The organism is Kitasatospora sp. NPDC008050, assembly GCF_042957465.1.
Classification (GTDB): domain Bacteria; phylum Actinomycetota; class Actinomycetes; order Streptomycetales; family Streptomycetaceae; genus Kitasatospora.
Genome location: NZ_JBIBIJ010000001.1, coordinates 256,813 through 277,593, shown reverse-complemented (window position 1 = coordinate 277,593; position 20,781 = coordinate 256,813). Strand labels below are relative to the sequence as shown.

Below are 20,781 nucleotides of genomic sequence, written 5' to 3'. Positions count from 1 at the left end.
CCGACCGGCCCGTCGAAAGACCGGCGGATAAGGGTGGCCAGCGCGTTTGTTCGATCACACGGGGACTTTTTCCGAACACCGGGGAGAGGCGAGGGGGAATCTTTGATTCCGAGCGCGACCGCATTCCCGTCGAGGGTCGGCGGCAAAGGGTCGGGACGCTTTCGCGGCCGGGGCGCGGGGGTTGCGAACGAGGGGACGGCAAGGGTGTGCCGCACCGGAGGGCCAGGGGTCGATCAGCGGTCGTGCCGGGCCAGTGCGCTCGTGCACGCCTTCGCGTGGCTCAGCCGCGCTGCAGGACCCGGGTCGCACCGGTGACGGCCGTGGTGGCCAGCAGCCAGCCGGTCAGCACCAGCGCCGCGCTCAGCCACTGGCTGAAGCCGGCCGGGGCCCAGCCGTCCTGGCCCAGGTTGACGATCGGCAGCACCAGGCTGGCCGAGTAGAGCGCCGGGTTCCAGTGCGGGTGCTCGTCGAGCTTGACCGGCGCGGGCTGATGGCCGGCGAACCACAGGGCGCCCAGCGCCCAGGCGGCCACCAGCCACAGGGCCGCGCGGCCCGGGCGGTAGCCGTAGCCGACGGTGATGTCCTGGAACCAGCACCAGGCCCGCCCCGGCAGCGGCAGGCCCTGGCGACGGCGGCGCTGCTTGGCGTACTGCACCTCGCGGGCGTCCTCGTCCAGGCCGTCGCGGCGCAGCGCGGCCGCCAGCTGCTCGTAGGGCTCGGGGTGGTAGGTGTCCAGCGCGTGGTCCAGCCAGGCGATCCGCTGTTCGACGGTGAACGTGGAGTCCTCCGGCGGGCGCAGCGACTCGTAGGCGAAGCCGGTCAGCCGGACCCTGCCGTTGCGCGGCCAGGCCTGCGGGATGTCCACCAGATTGCCGACCCGGGCCCGGGAGAGGGCGACGGTGCCGGTGGGCGGGGTCGGGCAGGTGAAGCGCAGCTCCGGGGTCTGGATCCGGCGCAGCGACAGCTCCTGGCCGTGGCCGAGGTGGAACTCGGCGTTGGAGATCAGGCAGGCGCTCTCGAACCGGGCGTCGTCCAGGCGCACCCCGCCGAAGGCGCGGAACGGCATGCTCCGGCTGCCGGCCGGCTCCACCTGGCCGAAGCCCTGGCCGTACATGCTGCCCGGGTCGCTGCCCAGGGCGAGCGGCGCCTCGGCTGCGTTCTCGGGCTCGGCCGCGTTCTCGGGCTCGGCTGTGCTCTCGGACTCGGCCGCCGCCGAGCGCGGCGCGGGCAGGTCCGGCACCTCGGGCGCGTCCGGGACGGCAGGGACGTCCGGGAAGGCCGACTCCCCGCCCAGCCGGGCGCCCGGGTCGCTGCTCTGCGGGTCGCGGTAGTACGGCCCCGGATCCCGGCTCTGCAGGCTGTAGCTCAGCGGTGCCTGCGCCTGCCAGTGCGCGTCCACCCGCGACCTGACCACCTGCGCGGGCAGCCAGCCGGACAGGTAGCAGGTGCTGCCCACGCTGATCCGGGCCGCGTTCAGGCAGTTGCTCTGCCCCGGCCGGCCGTGCAGCTGGGCGCCGCGCAGCGAGAGCCGGCCGCCGACCTTGGCGGTGCGCAGGCTCAGATCGCCGTAGGTGACCAGCCGGTCCGCCTCGAAGTCCTGGTGCACCGCGAGGCCGTCGGCGGAGAACGCGCGGCCGTTCTGGTCGCCGCCGACCACCAGGTGGTTGACGATCAGGTCGGTGCCGATCTGGGCGTCGGTCAGCCGGATCCCGGAGGCCACCGCGCAGCGGGCCAGCACCAGGTCCCCGGTGGTGATCAGCCGTGAGGCGTCCAGCCGGGGCAGCCAGCAGCCGTCGAAACGGATGGTGCCGCCCTGCGCCTCGGAGAGCAGCACGCCGGTGTCGAAGCGGCAGCCGCGCAGCTCGATGAAGTCCTCGATCCGGCCGCCCGCCAGGTCGAGGCGCCCGGTGATCAGCGCGCCGGTGAGCTTGAGGCCGCGCACCGTGCCGGGGACGGCGGCGGGGCCGTTGAGCAGCAGCAGGGCGAGGACGGTGGCTCGTACTGTTCGCTCCGGACCCCAGTCGGCGGGCGCGCCCGGGTCGTCGGCGGCCCGGTCGTGCACGGACAGGTCACAGACCGCGCCGCGCCGGAAGTCCTCCCACAGCCGCTGCTCCACCGGATTCCAGTCCGCCGGCGCCTCGCTCATGCCCAGCTCCCCCCATGCCGCTGACAGTCTCAGCGTTCGTATCACGGACTGAAATGCGGGACCACCTATTCCGGCCACTCCTTACACTTGGGCCTGTGATCTCTCGAATCGACCTGCGCGGCGCCACCGGCGACCCGCGCGACCTGCTGCCCCGTGCCGAGTTCGACGTGGAAGCCGCCCTGGAGAAGGTGCGGCCGATCTGCGAGGACGTACGCCATCGCGGGGTCGCGGCGCTGGTCGAGCTCACCGAGCGTTTCGACGGGGTCCGGCTCACCCGCACCCGGGTGCCCGAGGCGGAGATCACCGCCGCGCTGGAAACGCTGGACCCGAAGGTGCGCGCGGCCCTGGAGGAGTCGATCCGCCGGGCCCGCCTGGTCCACCGCGAGCAGCGCCGCACCGACCACACCACCCAGGTGGTGCCGGGCGGCACGGTCAGCGAGCGCTGGGTGCCGGTGGACCGGGTCGGCCTCTACGTGCCGGGCGGCCTGGCCGTCTACCCGTCCTCCGTTGTGATGAATGTGGTCCCCGCCCAGGAGGCCGGTGTCCCGGGCATCGCGGTCACCTCGCCGCCGCAGAAGGACTGCGGGGGCAAGGTGCACCCGGCGATCCTGGCCGCCTGCGCGCTGCTGGGCGTCACCGAGGTGTACGCGGTCGGCGGCGCCCAGGCGATCGCGATGTTCGCCTACGGCACCGCCGAGTGCCCGCCCGTGAATCTGGTCACAGGCCCGGGCAACATCTACGTGGCCGCCGCCAAGCGCCTGCTCAAGGGCCGGATCGGGATCGATGCCGAGGCCGGGCCGACCGAGATCGCCATCCTGGCCGACGACAGCGCGGTGCCCGCCGAGGTGGCCGCCGACCTGATCAGCCAGGCCGAGCACGACCCGATGGCCGCCTCCGTGCTGGTCACCGACTCGCTCGCGCTGGCCGACGCGGTCGAGGCCGAGCTGGCGGAGCAGGTGGCGAAGACCAAGCACCGCGAGCGGGTCGCCCAGGCGCTGGCCGGGCGGCAGTCCGGCATCGTGCTGGTGGACGGCCTGGAGCAGGGGCTGGCCGTGGTCAACGCCTACGCCGCCGAGCACCTGGAGATCCAGACCCGGGACGCCGCCGCGGTGGCCGCCCGGGTGCGCAACGCCGGCGCGATCTTCGTCGGCCGCTTCGCCCCGGTCTCGCTGGGCGACTACGCGGCCGGCTCCAACCACGTGCTGCCCACCGGCGGCTGCGCCTGCCACTCCTCGGGCCTGTCCGTGCAGTCCTTCCTGCGCGGCATCCACGTGATCGACTACAGCCGCGAGGCGCTGGCGGAGATCGCCGAGCACGTGGTCAACCTCGCCAACGCCGAGGACCTGCCCGGGCACGGTGACGCCATTCGTGCTCGCTTCGACTGGACGGTGCCGAACTCTTGAAGATCGACGACCTCCCCGTCCGCGACGAGCTGCGCGGACAGTCGCCCTACGGCGCCCCGCAGCTGGACGTCCCGGTCCAGCTGAACACCAACGAGAACCCCTACCAGCTGCCCGAGCCGCTGGTGGCCCGGATCGCCGAGCGGGTGGCCGCGGCGGCCCGCGACCTCAACCGCTACCCGGACCGCGACGCCGTCGAGCTGCGCACCGAGCTGGCCCGCTACCTGACCCGCACCACCGGGTTCGAGCGCGGCCTGGAGCAGGTCTGGGCGGCCAACGGCTCCAACGAGATCATCCAGCAGCTGCTGCAGACCTTCGGCGGCCCGGGCCGCAGCGCGCTCGGCTTCGAGCCGTCCTACCAGATGCACGAGCTGATCTCGCGCGGCACCGGCACCCGGTGGATCGCCGGCCCGCGCCGGGCCGACTTCACCATCGACGTCGAGAACGCGGTCACGGCGCTGGCCGAGCACCGCCCCGACGTGCTCTTCATCTGCTCGCCGAACAACCCGACCGGCACCGCCGTCGAGCGCGAGACGGTGCTCGCGCTGTACGAGGCCGCGCAGGCGGTCAAGCCGACCCTGGTGATCGTGGACGAGGCGTACGTCGAGTTCTCGCACCGCGCCTCGCTGCTGCCGCTGCTGGACGGGCGGCCGCTGCTGGTGATCACCCGCACCATGTCCAAGGCGTTCGGCGCGGCGGGCCTGCGGCTGGGCTACCTGGCCGCGGACCGGGCGGTGGTGGACGCCGTCCAACTGGTCCGGCTGCCCTACCACCTGTCCGCCGTCACCCAGGCGACCGCGCTGGCCTGCCTGGAGCACACCGACACGCTGCTCGGCTACGTCGAGAAGCTCAAGGCCGAGCGCGACCGGGTGGTCGAGGCGCTGCGCGCGATGGGTCTTGCGGTGACCGACTCGGACTCGAACTTCATCCAGTTCGGGACCTTCGAGGACCCGCAGGCCGTCTGGCAGGCGGTGCTCGACCAGGGCGTGCTGGTCCGCAACAACGGCGTACCAGGGCGGCTTCGCGTCACCGCCGGCACTCCCGCCGAGAACGACGCCTTCCTGGCCGCCGTGGCCACCGTGATCAAGGAGCTGTAACCGGACATGTCCCGTATCGGGCGCGTGGAGCGCACCACGAAGGAGACCACGGTCCTGGTCGAGATCGATCTCGACGGCACCGGCCAGACCGACATCTCCACGGGCGTCGGGTTCTACGACCACATGCTCGACCAGCTGGGCCGGCACGGCCTGTTCGACCTCACCGTGAAGACCGAGGGCGATCTGCACATCGACACCCACCACACCATCGAGGACACCGCCCTCGCGCTGGGCGCCGCCTTCAAGCAGGCGCTCGGCGACAAGGTGGGCATCTACCGGTTCGGCAACTGCACCGTCCCGCTGGACGAGTCGCTGGCCCAGGTGACCGTGGACCTCTCGGGCCGCCCCTACCTGGTGCACACCGAGCCCCAGAACATGGCGCCGATGATCGGCAGCTACGACGTCACCATGACCCGGCACATCCTGGAGTCCTTCGTGGCCCAGGCGCAGATAGCCCTGCACGTGCACGTCCCCTACGGCCGCAACGCCCACCACATCGTGGAGTGCCAGTTCAAGGCGCTGGCCCGGGCGCTGCGCTACGCCGCGGAGTTCGATCCGCGCGCGGCCGGCATCCTCCCCTCGACGAAGGGCGCGCTGTGAACAAGGCGACGATCCTGATCGTCGTCGGCCTGTTCCTGGGCGGCGGCGTGTACTCGTTCTGGAAGCAGAAGCTCCCCAAGGGCGTCGTCTTCCTGCTCGCCATCAGCTCGGCGTTCTGCCTGGCCGCCGGCGTCATGCGCCTCTAGTCCCGGACCACGGAAAGAATTCACATGGGCAAGAACGTCGTGGTCCTCGACTACGGATCGGGAAACCTGCGGTCCGCGCAGCGGGCCGTGGAGCGCACCGGCGCCACCGTCACGGTGACCTCCGACTTCCAGCAGGCGCTGGACGCGGACGGTCTGCTGGTGCCGGGCGTGGGTGCCTTCGAAGCCTGCATGCGCGGGCTCAAGGCGGTGCGCGGCGAGCAGATCATCGGACGCCGGCTGGCCGGCGGCCGCCCGGTGCTGGGCATCTGCGTGGGCATGCAGATCCTCTTCGAGCGCGGGGTCGAGCACGGGGTCGAGACGGCGGGCTGTGACGAGTGGCCCGGTACCGTCGAGCCGCTGGACGCGCCGGTCGTCCCGCACATGGGCTGGAACACCGTCTCCTGGCCCGAGCGCAGCCGGCTCTTCGCCGGGATGGATCCCGAGGCCCGGTTCTACTTCGTGCACTCCTACGGGGTGCGGCGCTGGGAGCTGGAGATCACCAACGAGAAGATCCACGCTCCGCTGGTCAGCTGGACCACCCACGGTCAGCCGTTCGTCGCAGCCGTCGAGAACGGTCCGCTCTGGGCCACCCAGTTCCACCCCGAGAAGTCCGGCGACGCCGGCGCCGAGTTGCTCACCAACTGGGTCAACACTCTCTGAAGCCCCTTTGAAGCCAGGAAAGTTGTACACGATGAGCCGCCTCGAACTCCTCCCCGCCGTCGACGTCCGCGACGGCCAGGCCGTGCGCCTGGTCAAGGGCGCCTCCGGCACCGAGACCTCCTTCGGCGAGCCGCTGGCCGCCGCGCTGGCCTGGCAGCAGGCCGGCGCCGAGTGGCTGCATCTGGTCGACCTCGACGCCGCCTTCGGCACCGGCAGCAACCGTGAGCTGCTGCGCGAGGTGACCGGGCGCCTGGACATCAAGGTCGAGCTGTCCGGCGGGATCCGCGACGACGAGTCGCTGGCCGCGGCCCTCGCCACCGGCTGCACCCGGGTCAACCTCGGTACCGCCGCGCTGGAGTCCCCCGAGTGGGTGGCCAAGGTGATCGCCGAGCACGGCGACAAGATCGCGGTGGGCCTGGACGTGGTCGGCACCACGCTGCGCGGGCGCGGCTGGACCAGGGACGGCGGCGACCTCTTCGAGGTGCTGGCCCGCCTGGACGCCGAGGGCTGCGCGCGCTACGTGGTCACCGACGTCAACCGGGACGGCACCCTGACCGGCCCCAACCTCCAGCTGCTGCGCGACGTCTGCGCCCGCACCGACCGTCCGGTGGTCGCCTCCGGCGGCGTCTCCTCGCTGGACGACCTGCGCGCGATCGCCACCCTGGTGCCCGAGGGTGTCGAGGGTTCGATTGTGGGCAAGGCCCTCTACGAGCAGAAGTTCACCCTCGAAGAGGCCTTGGAGGCTGTCTCGTGACAGATCGTCAGATCGTTCGCGGCCGGGTGTCGGGTTTCTCGCCCTGGGAGGAGCAGTTCGGCTTCTCCCGCGCGGTGGCGGCCGGCGACCAGGTGCACGTCTCCGGCTGCACCGCCCTGGTGAACGGCCGGATCGAGCACGACGACCCGTACAACCAGGCCCTCACCGCCTTCGGCGCGGCGCTCGACGCGCTGACCGCCTACGGTCTGACGGCGGACGACGTGGTCCGCACCCGGGTGTTCCTCACCCATGTCCGCGACGCCGACGAGGTGGGCCGGGCGCACAAGCAGCTCTTCGACGCCGTCCGGCCGGCCGCCACCATGCTGGTGGTGGCCGGGCTGATCGACTCCCGGATGATGGTCGAGGTCGAACTCGACGCCTACCGCGCCGGGTTGGGCAAGACTCTGGAAGGCAGTACCCCGTGACCCTGGCCGTACGAGTGATCCCCTGCCTGGACGTGGACGCGGGCCGGGTGGTCAAGGGCGTCAACTTCCAGAACCTGCGCGACGCGGGCGACCCGGTCGAGCTGGCCCGCGCCTACGACGCCCAGGGCGCCGACGAGTTGACCTTCCTGGACATCACCGCCTCGTCCGGCGACCGGGAGACCACCTACGACGTGGTGCGCCGCACCGCCGAGCAGGTCTTCATCCCGCTCACCGTGGGCGGCGGCATCCGGGCCGTCGAGGACGTGGACAAGCTGCTGCGGGCCGGCGCCGACAAGGTCGGCGTCAACACCGCGGCGATCGCCCGCCCGGAGCTGATCCGCGAGATCGCCGAGCGGTTCGGCCGCCAGGTGCTGGTCCTGTCGGTGGACGCCCGCCGGGCCCAGGACGGTGCCGGGACTCCGTCCGGCTACGAGGTGACCACCCACGGCGGGCGCCGCGGCACCGGCCTGGACGCCGTCGAATGGGCCGAGCGCGCCGCCGAGTTGGGCGCCGGTGAGATCCTGCTCAACTCGATGGACGCGGACGGCACCAAGGACGGCTACGACCTGGCGATGATCCGCGCGGTGCGCGAGCGGGTGGCCGTCCCGGTGATCGCCTCCGGCGGCGCGGGCAAGCTCGCCGATTTCGCCCCGGCGGTCGAGGCCGGGGCGGACGCGGTGCTGGCCGCCTCCGTCTTCCACTTCGGCGACCTGCGGATCGGCGACGTGAAGAGCGCGCTGCGCGAAGCGGGCCACCCGGTGCGCTGAGGCCCGCCGGGCCTGCGTGCTGACGGGTCAGCTCTTGAGCGGGCCCGTCAGCTTCGGGCCGCCCTCGTGCTGGGAGACCGTCAGCAGGCAGGTCACCTCGCGGAAGCCCTGGGTGTAGTAGGCCAGCGAGAGGCCCAGCGGGAAGCTGTAGTAGGTTCCGCCACCCTGCGCGGCCTTCCAACTGTCCACCGAGGGCTGGCAGGCCGTCAGCATCGCCATGGCGATCTGGCTCTCCTTGGTCAGCCCGTCCGGCAGCTTCGGGTTGGCGATCGCCTCCGCGTCGTGCGGCTGGTCGCAGGGGCGCGGCTGGGCGGTGGTGATCACCGGGCTCAACTGCGGGTGGTCCAGGCAGCTGCCGACCGCGAACCACGGATACGGCAGCGCCTTGCTCGGGCTCGGGGAGGGCGAGGGGGACGGGGAGGCCGACGGCGAGGGGCTGGGCGGCGGCGCGGCCGCCCGGTGCCCGGGCGCGGGCCAGAGCAGCGCCGCCGTCACCGCACCCGCGGTGAGCAGCAGCACGACGGCGAGTGCGAGCAGTGGTCCGGTGCGGCGTGCGGACTGGGTCATGGGCACCAGAATCCCGCACCGCGGCCCGCCCCGGTGGGCCTTTGCGGTAGATCGCGGGCAGTCCCCGCGCCCGGCCCGGGCCTGCCACAATGTCCGCATGTCCTCCGTAACGCCGTCCGTCCCCGCCACCCCCGGCAGCACTGCCCTCGACCCGGCCATCGCCGCCCGCCTCAAGCGCACCGAGGACGGGCTACTGCCCGCCGTCGCGCAGCAGTTCGACACCGGTGAGGTGCTGATGCTCGGCTGGATGGACGACGAGGCACTGCACCGCACCCTGACCACCGGGCGCTGCACCTACTGGAGCCGCAGCCGCCACGAGTACTGGGTCAAGGGCGACACCTCGGGCCACCTGCAGCACGTCAAGTCGGTGGCGCTGGACTGCGACGGGGACACCCTGCTGGTCCAGGTCGACCAGGTCGGCGCCGCGTGCCACACCGGGGCCAGGACCTGCTTCGACGAGGACGTCCTGCTGCCCCGCTGAGCGCCCCGCCCGCCGCGCCCCCGCCCGCCCACCTCCAAGAGATCGGTGCCCGACCCCATGGAACTCGACGCCTTCCGCAAGCTCGCTGCCGACACCCGGGTCATCCCGGTCACCCGCCGGCTCCTGGCGGACGGCCTCACGCCGATCGGCCTCTACCGCTCGCTGGCGGCCGAGCGGCCCGGCACCTTCCTGCTGGAGTCGGCCGAGCAGGGCCGCAGTTGGTCGCGCTACTCCTTCGTCGGCGTGCGCAGCGCGGCCACCCTGACCGCCGGCCCCGACGGCGAGGCCCGCTGGCTGGGCACCCCGCCGGTCGGCATCCCGCGCGACGGCGACCCGCTGGAGGTGCTGCGCGCCGCGCTGACCGCCCTGCACACCCCGCGGCCGGCCGACGACGGCCTGCCGCCGCTCACCGGCGGCCTGGTCGGCTACCTCGGCTACGACATCGTGCGCCGCCTGGAGAAGCTGCCCGACCTCAACCCGGACGACCTCCACCTGCCCGAGCTGACCATGATGCTCGCCACCGATCTCGCGGTCCTCGACCACGTGGACGGCAGCGTGCTGCTGATCGCCAACGCGGTCAACCACAACGACCTGGCCAGCGGCGTCGACGAGGCCTACGCGGACGCGGTGGCCCGGCTGGACGCGATGGAGGCCGAGCTGGGCAAGCCGGTCGAGCCGGGCCTGGCCACCGTCACCCCCACCGCGGCTGACGCCGTGTCGGCGTTCGGCGGCGCGCCCTACCAAGCGGCGGTGGAGCAGATCAAGGAGCGGATCCGGGCCGGCGAGGCGTTCCAGGTGGTCCCCTCCCAGCGCTTCGAGGCGCCCTGCCCGGCCTCCGCCCTCGACGTCTACCGCGTGCTGCGCACCACCAACCCCAGCCCGTACATGTACCTGTTCCGCTTCCCCGGCCCGGACGGCGACGCCGAGGGCGGCTTCGACGTGGTCGGCTCCAGCCCCGAGGCGCTGGTCAAGGTGACGCAGGGTCAGGCGATGGTGCACCCGATTGCCGGCACCCGGCACCGCGGCAGCACCCCGCAGGAGGACGCCGAGCTGGCCGCCGAGCTGCTCGCCGACCCCAAGGAGCGCGCCGAGCACCTGATGCTGGTCGACCTGGGCCGCAACGACCTGGGCCGGGTCTGCACCCCGGGCAGCGTCGAGGTGGTCGACTTCATGTCGGTGGAGCGCTACAGCCACGTGATGCACATCGTCTCCACCGTCACGGGCGAGGTCGCCGACGGCCGCACCGCCTTCGACGTGCTCACCGCCTGCTTCCCGGCCGGCACCCTCTCCGGTGCCCCCAAGCCCCGCGCGATGCGGATCATCGAGGAGCTCGAACCCACCCGCCGCGGCTTGTACGGCGGCTGCGTCGGCTACCTCGACTTCGCCGGCGACGCCGACACCGCGATCGCGATCCGCACCGCTGTCCTGCGCGACCACATCGCCTACGTCCAGGCGGGCGCGGGCGTCGTCGCCGACTCCGACCCGGTGAGCGAGGACACCGAGTGCCGCAACAAGGCCGCCGCCGTCCTGCGCGCCGTCGCCACGGCGAACACGCTGCGGGCGCCGGTATCGTGAGGAGCGCTGGGTCGTTGTATCTCATCGGGAGGTGGCGAGGGTGACCGCGATGGCAACCGAGAGCGCCTGGGATGTGCTGGAGTCGGCCAACCTGCCGCGCGGCTACCGGGTGGAGATCACGGACGGGAAGATCATCATGACGCCACAGGGGGAGGAGCAGTGGAAGGTCATCCTCAGCGCGGCCCCGCAGATCCAGGCGCAGCTCGCGGACCGGGGCGACATCCTCTCGGATGTGATGGTCGACTTCCCGTCCAGCCAGTACGGATACGCCCCTGATCTGGCGATCGTCGCTCCCGAGGCGGAGCACAACAGCCGTGGCCGTTACGAGTGGCACGACCTCGAAGCGGTCCTGGAGGTCGTCTCCAAGTCCAGCCAGGACAACGACTTCGTCAAGAAGGTCACGCTCTACGCCGAATGTGGCATCCCGCTCTACGTCGTGATCGACCCCTCCTCCGCGCTCTGCACGATCCACAGCTCCCCGCAGCCCGAGGGCGTCTACGCGTCGAGTGAGCCCGTCCCGTTCGGGGAGAACCTGGTGCTGCCGCTCGAAGGCCGCGAGATCGTGATCGACACGACGGGTTTCCCGCGCGGCTGATGGCACCCGGTGCGGGGGTGTGAGGGGAGCCGGGGGATAGTGGACGGATGACCGCCACACCGTCACCCGTCCCCGCCTCTGCCGCCGTCCCGGCCGCTCCCGCTCCCGCTCCCGCTCCCGCCCGTACCGCCGCGGACCGGCGCAGTCTGCTGCTGATGCTGCTGCTCACCCTGGCCGGGGCGGTGCTGGTGCTGGTGGCGGTCGGGCGGACCTGGAGCGAGGGGCAGGTCAAGGGGCTGGCGGTGAGTGCGACCGGCAGTGACGTCTCGGGGCTGCCGGGGGCGCTGGCGCTGGTCGGGCTGGCCTCGGCGGTGGCGATCTTCGCGGTGCGCGGGGTCGGGCGCTACCTGGTCGGCGCGCTGGTGATCCTGGCCGGTCTGGGCGCGGCCGCCGCGGCGGGGACGGGCGCGGTGGACAGCGGCGCGGTGGACGCCGAGGCGGCCAAGAAGCTGGGGCTGCTCGGCACCACGGCCGAGCAGGTCAGCCACACCGCCTGGCCGTGGGTGGCGCTGCTCGGCGGCCTGCTGCTGGCCGCCGCGGGAGGGCTCACCGTGCTGCGCGGGCGGGCGTGGCCGAGCATGGGCACCCGCTACGACGCCCCGGTCGCCAAGGCGCAGGCCCCCGCCGGCGGCGCCCGCACTCCCGCCGACCTGTGGAAGGCGCTGGACCGCGGCGAGGACCCGACCCTCGGCTGAGAAACCGCGCCACGAGGCGGCCCGCTACCCGTCCCTCCGCGGGTCAACCGTGACCGTCCTCACCCGGACCCGGCTTTGGGGCTCGTGGAGGCGTCCGCAACAATGGAGGGTGACAATCGGCCGTGGCCGGTTTGGGGGCGCCTTCGCGCCGACCCGGCCGCCGGTCCCGGTAGAGCCGCAGAACCAAGGAGTACCCAGATGTCGTCGCAAGCCCACGGACACACCCCCGCGGCCTGGACCGGTTCGGCCATCATCTTCGTCGGTTTCTGCGTCAGCGGTGCCGCGATGATCATGGCGTCGGTGCCGATCTTCTGGGCCGGGATCGCGGTCATCCTCATCGGCGGTGTGGTCGGCAAGGCGATGTCGATGGCCGGCTTGGGCAAGACTCCGGACCTCGCCGTGGCGAAGGTGCTGGCCGACGCGCGCCGCGGTGTCACGGCCAAGCCGGAGGCCACCGAGGCCGCCGCGACCGTCACCGCCGCCGCGCACTGACTCCGTAGCGGTATCCAGCGTGCCCCCGGACCGGGGCGCCGGGGCTCCAGCAGCCCGGCGCCCCGGTCCGCGTGCGTGGTGGCCCCGGGCGGCCCCGCGCGCAGCCGGCGGGGCGCGCGGGACGGGTCGTGCGCCCCGTGCCGCAGCCGCCCGCGCGGCGTGGCGCGTCGACCACCCGAACGGGGGCAGAATCAGCACCGTGACCGCCCCCAGCACCACAGCCGGCCCGTCCGCGCTGCGCCGCCTGGCCCGTCCGCTCGCCGCCCTCGGTGCCGTCGCGCTGCCCGGCCTCTACGTCTCGGCGGTGGACCCGAACGCCCCGGGCCACTACCCGACCTGCCCGTTCCTCCAGGCCACCGGCTGGTGGTGCCCGGGCTGCGGCGGCCTGCGCTGTGTGCACGCACTCAGCCGGGGCGACCTGACCACCGCCTGCCACGACAACCTGCTCGCCGTCGCGCTCTTCGGTGTGCTCGGCGTGCTCTGGGCGGGCTGGTTCTGGTCCGCGCTGACCGGTGGGCGCCCGCCGCGGATCGAGCTGAGCCGCTCCCGGCTGATCGGCCTGGGCGTGCTGGTGCTCGCTTTCACGGTCATCCGCAACCTGCCCGGCGGCGCCGGGCTCGCACCCCCGCTGGTCTGAGCCGCACCCACCGGCCGCCGCTCCCTCGCACGGGGGCGTGATCAGATCCACACCCGCCCCCGCGCGGCCCCGCCGCGGCCGTCCGGCCACCGACACCACCCGCCCCACCTGCCCGGAAACCGGTCCGCTCCGCGAGACGCGCGCCGGGCGGATGCTTCCCGCGCCCCCCGGTGCCGATACCATCGAAGTGCCGGCGGGGGCGTGTGGAGCCGAACGGAACCCGCGTCACCGCTTGGAACATCCGGCTAGACACTGATGGGGGCGCCCGCGTGAGCGTGCTCGACGAGATCATCGACGGGGTCCGTGCGGACCTCGCGGAGCGGCAGGCCCGGGTCTCCCTGGACGAGCTCAAGGAGCTGGCCGCCAAGGCGCCGGACGCCAAGGACGGCGTGGCCGCCCTGCGCGGCGACGGCGTGCGGGTGATCTGCGAGGTCAAGCGCTCCAGCCCGTCCAAGGGTGCGCTGGCCGCGATCGCCGACCCGGCCTCGCTGGCGGTCGACTACGCCGCCGGCGGTGCGGCCGCGATCAGCGTGCTCACCGAGCAGCGCCGCTTCGGCGGCTCGCTGGCCGACCTGGACGCGGTCCGGGCGGCGGTGGACACCCCGCTGCTGCGCAAGGACTTCATCGTCACCGCCTACCAGCTCTGGGAGGCCCGCGCGCACGGCGCCGACCTCGCGCTGCTGATCGTGGCCGCCCTCGACCAGCCGGCGCTGGTCTCGCTGATCGAGCGGGCCGAGTCGATCGGGCTGACCCCGCTGGTCGAGGTGCACGACGAGGAGGAGATCGCCCGCGCGGTGGACGCCGGCGCGAAGATCATCGGCGTCAACGCGCGCAACCTCAAGACGCTCGAGGTGAACCGCGACACCTTCGCCAACGTGGCGCACGCGATTCCGGCCCACATCGTCAAGGTGGCCGAGTCCGGCGTCCGCGGCCCGCACGACCTGATCGCCTACGCGAACGAGGGCGCGGACGCGGTGCTGGTCGGCGAGTCGCTGGTGACCGGCAGGGACCCGAAGGCGGCCGTCGCCGACCTGGTCGCCGCCGGTGCCCACCCGGCGCTGCGCCACGGCCGGAGCTGACCGGCACCTGATGGCCATCGCCACCCGCCTGCTGCCCGATGAGTCGGGCTGGGCCTCGACTCCGCGCAAGGCGGGTGCCGCTCCTGTTCCGCGGAACCGGTCGATGGTGCTTGGACTCGGTCGTGACCCCCACCTTCCGCCGCGCCTCGGCGGCGCCCTCGAGAAGGGCTGCCGCCCGCGCGGCTGCCGCGCGCCCGCACGCCGGGTGCTGGGGCGCCGGGTGCGCTATGTGATCGGCTGCGAGCCCGGGCAGGTGCCCGGGCGCCGATGGCGTCGGACGGCACAGGCTTGAGTCCGGTCCGTCCGTCCGCCCGTCGCCCAGTGCGCCAGGCGTGCCCATCACCTCAGGATTGCGCATGTCCGAAAATCTGACCGACCCCCAGGTTCCCGACCCCCAGGTTCCCGACGCCCGGGGCTACTTCGGCGCCTATGGCGGCCGCTTCATCCCGGAGGCGCTGGTCGCCGCCGTCGAGCAGGTCGCCGAGGAGTACGCGAAGGCCAAGCAGGACCCGGCCTTCACCGCCGAGCTCGACCTGCTGCTCAAGGACTACACCGGGCGGCCCAGCCCGCTCACCGACGTGCACCGGTTCTCCGCCGAGGCCGGCGGGGCCCGGGTGCTGCTCAAGCGCGAGGACCTCAACCACACCGGCTCGCACAAGATCAACAACGTCCTCGGCCAGGCCCTGCTCACCCGCCGGATGGGCAAGACCAGGATCATCGCCGAGACCGGCGCGGGACAGCACGGCGTGGCCACCGCCACCGCCTGCGCGCTCTTCGGCTTCGACTGCACCATCTACATGGGCGAGGTCGACACCGAGCGCCAGGCGCTCAACGTGGCCCGGATGCGGATGCTCGGCGCCGAGGTGGTGGCCGTCAAGTCCGGCAGCCGCACGCTGAAGGACGCGATCAACGAGGCCTTCCGCGACTGGGTCGCCAACGTCGACTCCACCCACTACCTGTTCGGCACGGTGGCGGGCCCGCACCCGTTCCCGGCCATGGTCCGCGACTTCCACCGGGTGATCGGCGTCGAGGCCCGCGCCCAGGTGCTGGAGCGCACCGGCCGGCTGCCGGACGCCGTGGTCGCCTGCGTGGGCGGCGGATCCAACGCGATCGGGATCTTCCACGAGTTCATCCCGGACGCCGGGGTGCGCCTGATCGGCTGCGAAGCGGCCGGTGAGGGCATCGAGACCCCGCGCCACGCGGCCACCCTGACCAAGGGCGAGCCCGGCGTGCTGCACGGTGCGCGCAGCTACGTGCTCCAGGACGAGGACGGCCAGACGATCGAGAGCCACTCGATCTCGGCGGGCCTGGACTACCCCGGCATCGGCCCCGAGCACGCGTTCCTGAAGGACTCCGGACGGGCCGAGTACCGCCCGGTCACCGACGACGAGGCGATGCAGGCGCTGCGCCTGCTGTCGCGCACCGAGGGCATCATCCCGGCCATCGAGAGCGCCCACGCGCTGGCCGGCGCGCTGGTGCTGGGCCGCGAGCTGGGCCCGGACGCCACCCTCCTGGTCAACCTCTCCGGTCGCGGCGACAAGGACATGCACACTGCCGCGCAGTACTTCGGCCTCTACGACAGCGAGGGCAAGTGACCATGGGCGCCTCCAAGTTGAGCACCGTGCTGGCCGCTGCCAAGGCCGCCGACCGGGCCGCGCTGATCGGCTACCTGCCGGCCGGATTCCCCACCGTCGACGGCGGGATCAAGGCGGTCAACGCCCTGGTCGAGGGCGGCTGCGACATCGTCGAGGTCGGCCTGCCGCACTCCGACCCGGTGCTGGACGGGCCGACCATCCAGACCGCCGACGACATCGCGCTGCGCGGGGGCGTGCGGATCAAGGACGTGCTGCGCACCGTCCAGGAGGTGGCCGACACCCACCCCGCGGCGGCGGTGCTGGTGATGACCTACTGGAACCCGGTGGAGCGCTACGGCGTCGCCCGGTTCGCCGCCGATCTGGCCGCCGCCGGGGGAGCGGGCGTGATCCTGCCCGACCTGCCGGTGGAGGAGTCCGCCCAGTGGCGCGCGGCGGCGGGTGAGCACGGGCTGGACACGGTCTTCGTGGTCGCTCCGAGCAGTCGCGACCGGCGGCTGGCCGAGGTCACCGCGGCCGGCAGCGGCTTCGTCTACGCGGCCGCCGTGATGGGCGTGACCGGCTCCCGGGCGCAGGTCGGCGAGCTGGCCGAGGACCTGGTCGCCCGCACCCGGGCCGTGACCGGCCTGCCGGTCTGCGTGGGCCTGGGGGTCTCCACGGCGGCGCAGGCCGCCCAGGTGGCGGGCTTCGCCGACGGCGTGATCGTCGGTTCGGCCTTCGTGCAGCGGATCCTGGACGCCGACGGGGACGAGGCGGCCGGCCTGGCGGCCGTCCGCGAGCTCGCGGCCGATCTCGCCGAGGGCGTGCGCAAGCGCTGAAACCGGAGTGCCTGACGGCCCGTCATCCCTAGTGGGTGGCGGGCCGTCGGCGTTCCCCGGCCCGTACGGTCGGCATTCCTCGGCCCGTACGGGTGAATCGACGGGGCCTGACGTGTCATCGGGTTTCTCGGGCCGTTGCACCGGATGCGACGTGGGGAATGGTTCGGGTCGCTGCCCTTCGTGTACTTCTCAACCATCCGGGATCGACGAGAGGGAGGTGCCGCCGTGGTCGCCCCGCATCGTGGTGTGCTGCTCAGGGCCGTCGCCGCCGCCCTGGTGCTGGCCGCGGCGTTCGGCGGGGAACACGCGGTGGGCCACGCACTGGCCAAGCGTGGCGCCGAGCTGGCGGCCCGGCAGAACGGTACCGGCGGGGCGCCGCAGAACCCCGGCGGGGTCACCAAAAGGGACAGATGACCTATCCTCACCCATTCGGGTGAATGGGGCGAGATTGGAGTAAGCGGCGGAAATCGCCTACGGTTCATCAGGAACTCCGGCGGGCGCGGTGCCCCCGTGGCGGACGTCTGATGAGGGGGTGGCCGGATGGCCGGGAGCGAGCAGGTCGCGGGGCGGCGGTTCGCGGTGGCGGCCCCGTGGATCAGCACGGTGGTCCGGTTGGGGCTCGCGGTGGTCTGGGCCTGGGCGGGGCTGGCGAAGATCTCCGATCCGGCGGTGGCGGCCCAGGCGGTGCGCGCCTACCGGATCCTGCCCGAGGGGCTGGTCAAGCCGGTCGGCTACGGGCTGCCGTTCCTGGAGATCGGGCTGGCGCTGCTGCTGGTGATCGGCCTCGGGGTGCGGATCGCCGCGGTGATCTCGGTGATCCTGCTGCTGACCTTCATCGCCGCCATCGCCTCCACCTGGGCCCGCGGCATCGCCATCGACTGCGGCTGCTTCGGCGGCGGCGGAGCGGTGGCCGCCTCGCAGACCCAGTACCTGCAGGAGATCCTGCGCGACATCGGCTTCCTGCTGCTGGCGCTCTGGCTGGTCGTCAAGCCGCGCTCCAGGGTGTCGGTGGACTCCTGGCTCTCCGTCTGAGTCCGCCGCTCCCGCCGGAGTTCACCGTCTGAGCAGCTTGGCCGATCCGGCCGATCCGGCCGGTACCCCCGCCGGCACCCCGACTGGCACCAAATCCCCTGGAAGCAAAAGAACATGAGTGAGAAGAACCGAGAAGGCAAGCGCACGGCCCGCGAGCGGATGCGCGATGAGCGGGTCGCCCAGGAGGCCAAGGACGCCCGCAAGAAGAAGCTGATCGTGCTCGGCTCGGTGCTCGCGGTCCTGGCGCTGGGGGCGGGCATCGGCGTGGTGGTGCAGAACGGCCGGTCCAGCTCCTCGACCCCGAAGGCCGCGCCGGCCGGCGCGATCGGCAACAAGAACCTGGTGATCCCCGACGGCCCGGCCAACGCGCCCTCCACGCTGACCGTCTACGAGGACCCCAGGTGCCCGGCCTGCGGCGCCTTCGAGCGTGAATTCGCGCCCACCGTCGACCAGTTGCAGGACCAGGGCAAGCTCTTCGGCAACTACCACATCGTCTCGTTCATCGACCGGCACGACAGCGGCAAGGGATCCAAGAACGGCGCCAACGCGCTGGCCTGCGCCCAGGACTCGGGCTACTTCCGGGCCTACCACGACGTGCTCTACCGCAACCAGCCGGACGAGACGGTGGACAGCTGGAAGGACAAGTCCAAGCTGATCGAGCTGGCCAAGCAGGTCCCCGGACTGGACTCGCCGACCTTCGAAGCCTGCGTCAACACCAACAAGTTCGGCAGCTGGGTCTCGGCGGTGGAGGAGGACTTCGACAAGTCCGGCTACAGCTCCACCCCCACCGTGCTGCTCAACGGCAAGCCGATCTACCCGAAGAACGGCAACGACGAGATCACCCCGGACAACCTGGTCAAGTGGGTGAACGAGGCCAACCAGGGCAAGCAGCTGGGCGCCACCGGCAGCGCCTCGGCCAGCCCCGCGCCGACCAGCACGGCCGCCGAGACCGACCCCAACCAGCCGCCGGCCAGCCCCGGCAGCTGAGGCCGGCCCCGGCGGCTGAGGCCGGATCGCCGCGCTCCGCACTCCCCGCCGACCCCCGGGGTGCGGGGCTCGGCTGTTTCCGAACCGGTACCCCTGTCGGTGCCGGTCCGGCGGTCACGAGACGGTAGCGTCGGAGGCGTCATGGAACTCGCTTACATCCCGAGCCCGTCGCGGGGCGTCATCCACCTCGGACCGATCCCGCTTCGCGCGTACGCCTTCTGCATCATCATCGGTGTCGCCGTCGCCGTCTGGCTCGGCAGCAAGCGCTGGGTCGCCCGTGGTGGCGCCAAGCACACGGTCGGTGACATCGCGGTCTGGGCGGTGCCGTTCGGCCTGGTCGGCGGCCGCCTCTACCACGTGATCACCGATCACCAGCTCTACTTCGACCCGGGTCAGAACCCCTGGAACGCCTTCAAGATCTGGGAGGGCGGCCTCGGCATCTGGGGCGCCATCGCGCTGGGCGCGGTCGGGGCCTGGATCGGCTGCCGCCGCCGCGGGGTGCCGCTGCCGGCCTACGCGGACGCCATCGCGCCCGGCATCGCGCTGGCCCAGGCCTGCGGCCGCTGGGGCAACTGGTTCAACCAGGAGCTCTATGGCAAGGCCACCACGCTGCCCTGGGGCCTGCACATCCACAAGGTCAACCCGGACGGCACGGTGACCGACGGGATCTTCCAGCCGACCTTCCTGTACGAGTCGATCTGGTGCGTCGGCGTGGCCTTCCTGGTCCTGTGGGCCGACCGCAGGTACAGGCTGGGTCATGGCCGGGCCTTCGCGCTCTACGTCGCGGCCTACACGGTGGGCCGGGCCTGGATCGAGTACCTGCGGATCGACGAGGCGCACCACATCCTGGGCCTGCGGCTCAACGACTGGGTCTCGATCGTCGTCTTCCTGGGCGCGGTGGCCTACCTGGTGATCGTCGGCCGGAAGCGGCCCGGGCGGGAGGCGCCCGACTCGATCGACCCCGCCGCCCTGCCGGTGGCTCAGCCGGTGACGCCGGCGGTGCCCGTCGAGGGCGAGCCGTCGGCGGACGAGCAGCCGCAGACGGATCTGCCCGAGGACGCGAGCGGTCCCGATGCGGCCGACGGCGGTGCCCAGGCGTCCGAGGAGAAGCACCCGGCGCCCTGACCACATCCCGACCCCACGGGCCCCGCAGTGCACGCACTGCGGGGCCCGTTCTGCTGCCCGGCTGACAAAACCGCAGGTCAGCGAGGTAAGCCAGGGCTTGCTTGCTGGAAAACGTCAGATCATCGGGCTACGTTCGAGGCGTGAGAAGCCCTGGTGGCGGCACCGGTCTCGCGGCTTTCGCCGTGCCCGGACGCGCCTGACAGGGGGGAGCAGCAACAGGAGGGCGCACCACCATGTCCGTGACCATCACCAAGCCCGTCGTCGAGGAGCCCGCCCAGCCCAGGGTGCCGGCCGAGGGCCATCACCGCGACGTCAACGGCGGCTGGCTGCGCCCGGCGGTCTTCGGCGCGATGGACGGACTGGTCTCCAACTTCGCGCTGATGACCGGCGTGGTCGGCGGTGCGGCGGCCAACAGCACGGTGGTCCTCACCGGCCTCGCGGGTCTGGCGGCCGGTGCCTGCTCGATGGCGGCGGGGGAGTACACCTCGGTGGCCTCGCAGCGCGAGCTGGTGCTGGCGGAGATCGAGGCCGAGCGGATCGAGCTGCGCCGCAACCCGGAGGGCGAACTGGCCGAGCTGGCGCAGGTCTACATCGCCCGCGGGGTCGAGCCCGCGCTCGCCCGCGAGGTGGCCCGGCAGCTGACCCGCGACCCGGAGCAGGCGCTGGAGGTGCACGCCCGCGAGGAGCTGGGCCTGGATCCGCACGACCTGCCCAGCCCGCTGGTGGCCGCCGTCTCCTCGTTCGGCTGCTTCGCGCTCGGCGCCCTGCTGCCGTTGCTGCCCTACCTGCTGGGCGCCACCTCGCTGCTGCCGGCGCTGATCCTGGCCGTGCTCGGCCTGTTCCTGTGCGGCGCGGTGGTGGCCCGGGTGACGGCCCGCAGCTGGTGGTTCAGCGGGCTGCGCCAGCTGGTGCTGGGTGGCACGGCGGCCGGCGTGACCTACCTGCTGGGTGCGCTGATCGGCGGCCACGTGGGCTGACCGTGTGTGGAAAATCACTCAGGGATCCGCATAGTCATGCAGGAATCCCTGTTGCGAGGCGCTGGCGACCATCGGTCCAGCGCCTCGCGTCGTTCTCGCGGAGTGGAATCGCAGGCGGACTGTCGTGCGGCGGT

General features: G+C 72.6%; 25 protein-coding genes. 23 read left to right on the top strand and 2 right to left on the bottom strand.

Annotation, left to right across the window (positions count from 1 at the left end):
- Positions 1-280: 280 nt before the first annotated feature.
- Positions 281-2,146: an oxidoreductase gene (locus tag ACFZB9_RS01130; protein ID WP_391442684.1), complete on the bottom strand. Its 1,866-nt coding sequence runs from the start codon at positions 2,144-2,146 to the stop codon at positions 281-283.
- 95 nt (positions 2,147-2,241) lie between these two features.
- Here ACFZB9_RS01130 and hisD point away from each other — a divergent pair, with 95 nt between their 5' ends.
- The 8 genes from hisD to hisF are packed head-to-tail and all read left to right on the top strand — an operon-like array spanning position 2,242 to position 7,995.
- A complete protein-coding gene (gene hisD, locus ACFZB9_RS01125) occupies positions 2,242-3,549 on the top strand; it encodes a histidinol dehydrogenase (protein ID WP_391442682.1) in 1,308 nt (435 codons plus the stop codon).
- Positions 3,546-4,643, top strand: coding sequence for a histidinol-phosphate transaminase (locus ACFZB9_RS01120; protein ID WP_391442681.1), 1,098 nt, complete (start codon positions 3,546-3,548; stop codon positions 4,641-4,643). Before hisD ends, ACFZB9_RS01120 begins: the two co-directional genes overlap by 4 nt.
- A 6-nt stretch (positions 4,644-4,649) precedes the next feature.
- Complete coding sequence (gene hisB / locus ACFZB9_RS01115; RefSeq protein ID WP_391442679.1) at positions 4,650-5,243, top strand: imidazoleglycerol-phosphate dehydratase HisB; 594 nt, start codon at positions 4,650-4,652, stop codon at positions 5,241-5,243.
- Complete coding sequence (locus ACFZB9_RS01110; protein WP_327069634.1) at positions 5,240-5,389, top strand: hypothetical protein; 150 nt, start codon at positions 5,240-5,242, stop codon at positions 5,387-5,389. Before hisB ends, ACFZB9_RS01110 begins: the two co-directional genes overlap by 4 nt.
- A gap of 24 nt (positions 5,390-5,413) precedes the next feature.
- Positions 5,414-6,049 (top strand): imidazole glycerol phosphate synthase subunit HisH, encoded by a 636-nt coding sequence (gene hisH / locus ACFZB9_RS01105; RefSeq protein ID WP_391442677.1) that lies wholly within the window; start codon positions 5,414-5,416, stop codon positions 6,047-6,049.
- Positions 6,050-6,080: 31 nt separating this feature from the next.
- Positions 6,081-6,803: a bifunctional 1-(5-phosphoribosyl)-5-((5-phosphoribosylamino)methylideneamino)imidazole-4-carboxamide isomerase/phosphoribosylanthranilate isomerase PriA gene (priA, locus tag ACFZB9_RS01100; protein ID WP_391442675.1), complete on the top strand. Its 723-nt coding sequence runs from the start codon at positions 6,081-6,083 to the stop codon at positions 6,801-6,803.
- Positions 6,800-7,228: a RidA family protein gene (locus tag ACFZB9_RS01095; RefSeq protein WP_391442674.1), complete on the top strand. Its 429-nt coding sequence runs from the start codon at positions 6,800-6,802 to the stop codon at positions 7,226-7,228. The genes priA and ACFZB9_RS01095 overlap by 4 nt, the downstream gene beginning before the upstream one ends.
- Positions 7,225-7,995, top strand: a complete 771-nt coding sequence (hisF, locus tag ACFZB9_RS01090; RefSeq protein ID WP_391442672.1) for an imidazole glycerol phosphate synthase subunit HisF — start codon at positions 7,225-7,227, stop codon at positions 7,993-7,995. The genes ACFZB9_RS01095 and hisF overlap by 4 nt, the downstream gene beginning before the upstream one ends.
- 27 nt (positions 7,996-8,022) lie before the next feature.
- Here hisF and ACFZB9_RS01085 read toward each other — a convergent pair whose 3' ends face one another.
- Positions 8,023-8,562 (bottom strand): hypothetical protein, encoded by a 540-nt coding sequence (locus ACFZB9_RS01085; protein ID WP_391442671.1) that lies wholly within the window; start codon positions 8,560-8,562, stop codon positions 8,023-8,025.
- A gap of 97 nt (positions 8,563-8,659) precedes the next feature.
- Between ACFZB9_RS01085 and hisI the strand changes: the two genes are divergently transcribed.
- From hisI to ACFZB9_RS01010, 15 genes are all read left to right on the top strand, one after another.
- On the top strand, positions 8,660-9,043 hold the full coding sequence (gene hisI, locus ACFZB9_RS01080) for a phosphoribosyl-AMP cyclohydrolase (RefSeq protein WP_391442669.1): 384 nt from the start codon (positions 8,660-8,662) through the stop codon (positions 9,041-9,043).
- A 57-nt stretch (positions 9,044-9,100) separates the two neighbouring features.
- Complete coding sequence (locus ACFZB9_RS01075; protein WP_391443307.1) at positions 9,101-10,618, top strand: anthranilate synthase component I; 1,518 nt, start codon at positions 9,101-9,103, stop codon at positions 10,616-10,618.
- A 49-nt stretch (positions 10,619-10,667) separates the two neighbouring features.
- Positions 10,668-11,213, top strand: a complete 546-nt coding sequence (locus ACFZB9_RS01070) for a Uma2 family endonuclease (protein ID WP_391442667.1) — start codon at positions 10,668-10,670, stop codon at positions 11,211-11,213.
- A gap of 47 nt (positions 11,214-11,260) precedes the next feature.
- Entirely contained in the window at positions 11,261-11,908 is a 648-nt protein-coding gene (locus ACFZB9_RS01065; protein WP_391442665.1) for a TIGR02234 family membrane protein, read from the top strand.
- Between the two features lie 198 nt (positions 11,909-12,106).
- Positions 12,107-12,400: an HGxxPAAW family protein gene (locus ACFZB9_RS01060; RefSeq protein ID WP_391442664.1), complete on the top strand. Its 294-nt coding sequence runs from the start codon at positions 12,107-12,109 to the stop codon at positions 12,398-12,400.
- A 199-nt stretch (positions 12,401-12,599) separates the two neighbouring features.
- Positions 12,600-13,037 (top strand): DUF2752 domain-containing protein, encoded by a 438-nt coding sequence (locus ACFZB9_RS01055; protein WP_391442663.1) that lies wholly within the window; start codon positions 12,600-12,602, stop codon positions 13,035-13,037.
- A 269-nt stretch (positions 13,038-13,306) separates the two neighbouring features.
- Positions 13,307-14,116, top strand: coding sequence for an indole-3-glycerol phosphate synthase TrpC (gene trpC / locus ACFZB9_RS01050; protein WP_391442662.1), 810 nt, complete (start codon positions 13,307-13,309; stop codon positions 14,114-14,116).
- Positions 14,117-14,219: 103 nt separating this feature from the next.
- Positions 14,220-14,408, top strand: a complete 189-nt coding sequence (gene trpM, locus ACFZB9_RS01045) for a tryptophan biosynthesis modulator TrpM (protein ID WP_391442661.1) — start codon at positions 14,220-14,222, stop codon at positions 14,406-14,408.
- 64 nt (positions 14,409-14,472) lie between these two features.
- Positions 14,473-15,711, top strand: a complete 1,239-nt coding sequence (trpB, locus tag ACFZB9_RS01040; protein WP_391442659.1) for a tryptophan synthase subunit beta — start codon at positions 14,473-14,475, stop codon at positions 15,709-15,711.
- Between the two features lie 2 nt (positions 15,712-15,713).
- Complete coding sequence (gene trpA / locus ACFZB9_RS01035) at positions 15,714-16,526, top strand: tryptophan synthase subunit alpha (RefSeq protein ID WP_391442657.1); 813 nt, start codon at positions 15,714-15,716, stop codon at positions 16,524-16,526.
- Between the two features lie 225 nt (positions 16,527-16,751).
- Entirely contained in the window at positions 16,752-16,940 is a 189-nt protein-coding gene (locus tag ACFZB9_RS01030) for a hypothetical protein (RefSeq protein WP_391442656.1), read from the top strand.
- 126 nt (positions 16,941-17,066) lie between these two features.
- Positions 17,067-17,558 carry a MauE/DoxX family redox-associated membrane protein gene (locus tag ACFZB9_RS01025; RefSeq protein WP_391442655.1) on the top strand — a complete coding sequence of 164 codons (492 nt, stop codon included), beginning with the start codon at positions 17,067-17,069 and terminating at the stop codon, positions 17,556-17,558.
- 114 nt (positions 17,559-17,672) lie between these two features.
- The gene (locus ACFZB9_RS01020) at positions 17,673-18,545 is read left to right on the top strand and encodes a DsbA family protein (protein WP_391442653.1); all 873 of its coding nucleotides are present in this window, start codon (positions 17,673-17,675) and stop codon (positions 18,543-18,545) included.
- A gap of 141 nt (positions 18,546-18,686) precedes the next feature.
- A complete protein-coding gene (gene lgt / locus ACFZB9_RS01015; protein WP_391442652.1) occupies positions 18,687-19,670 on the top strand; it encodes a prolipoprotein diacylglyceryl transferase in 984 nt (327 codons plus the stop codon).
- Positions 19,671-19,903: 233 nt separating this feature from the next.
- Positions 19,904-20,647, top strand: a complete 744-nt coding sequence (locus ACFZB9_RS01010) for a VIT1/CCC1 transporter family protein (RefSeq protein WP_391442651.1) — start codon at positions 19,904-19,906, stop codon at positions 20,645-20,647.
- Positions 20,648-20,781 lie beyond the last annotated feature (134 nt).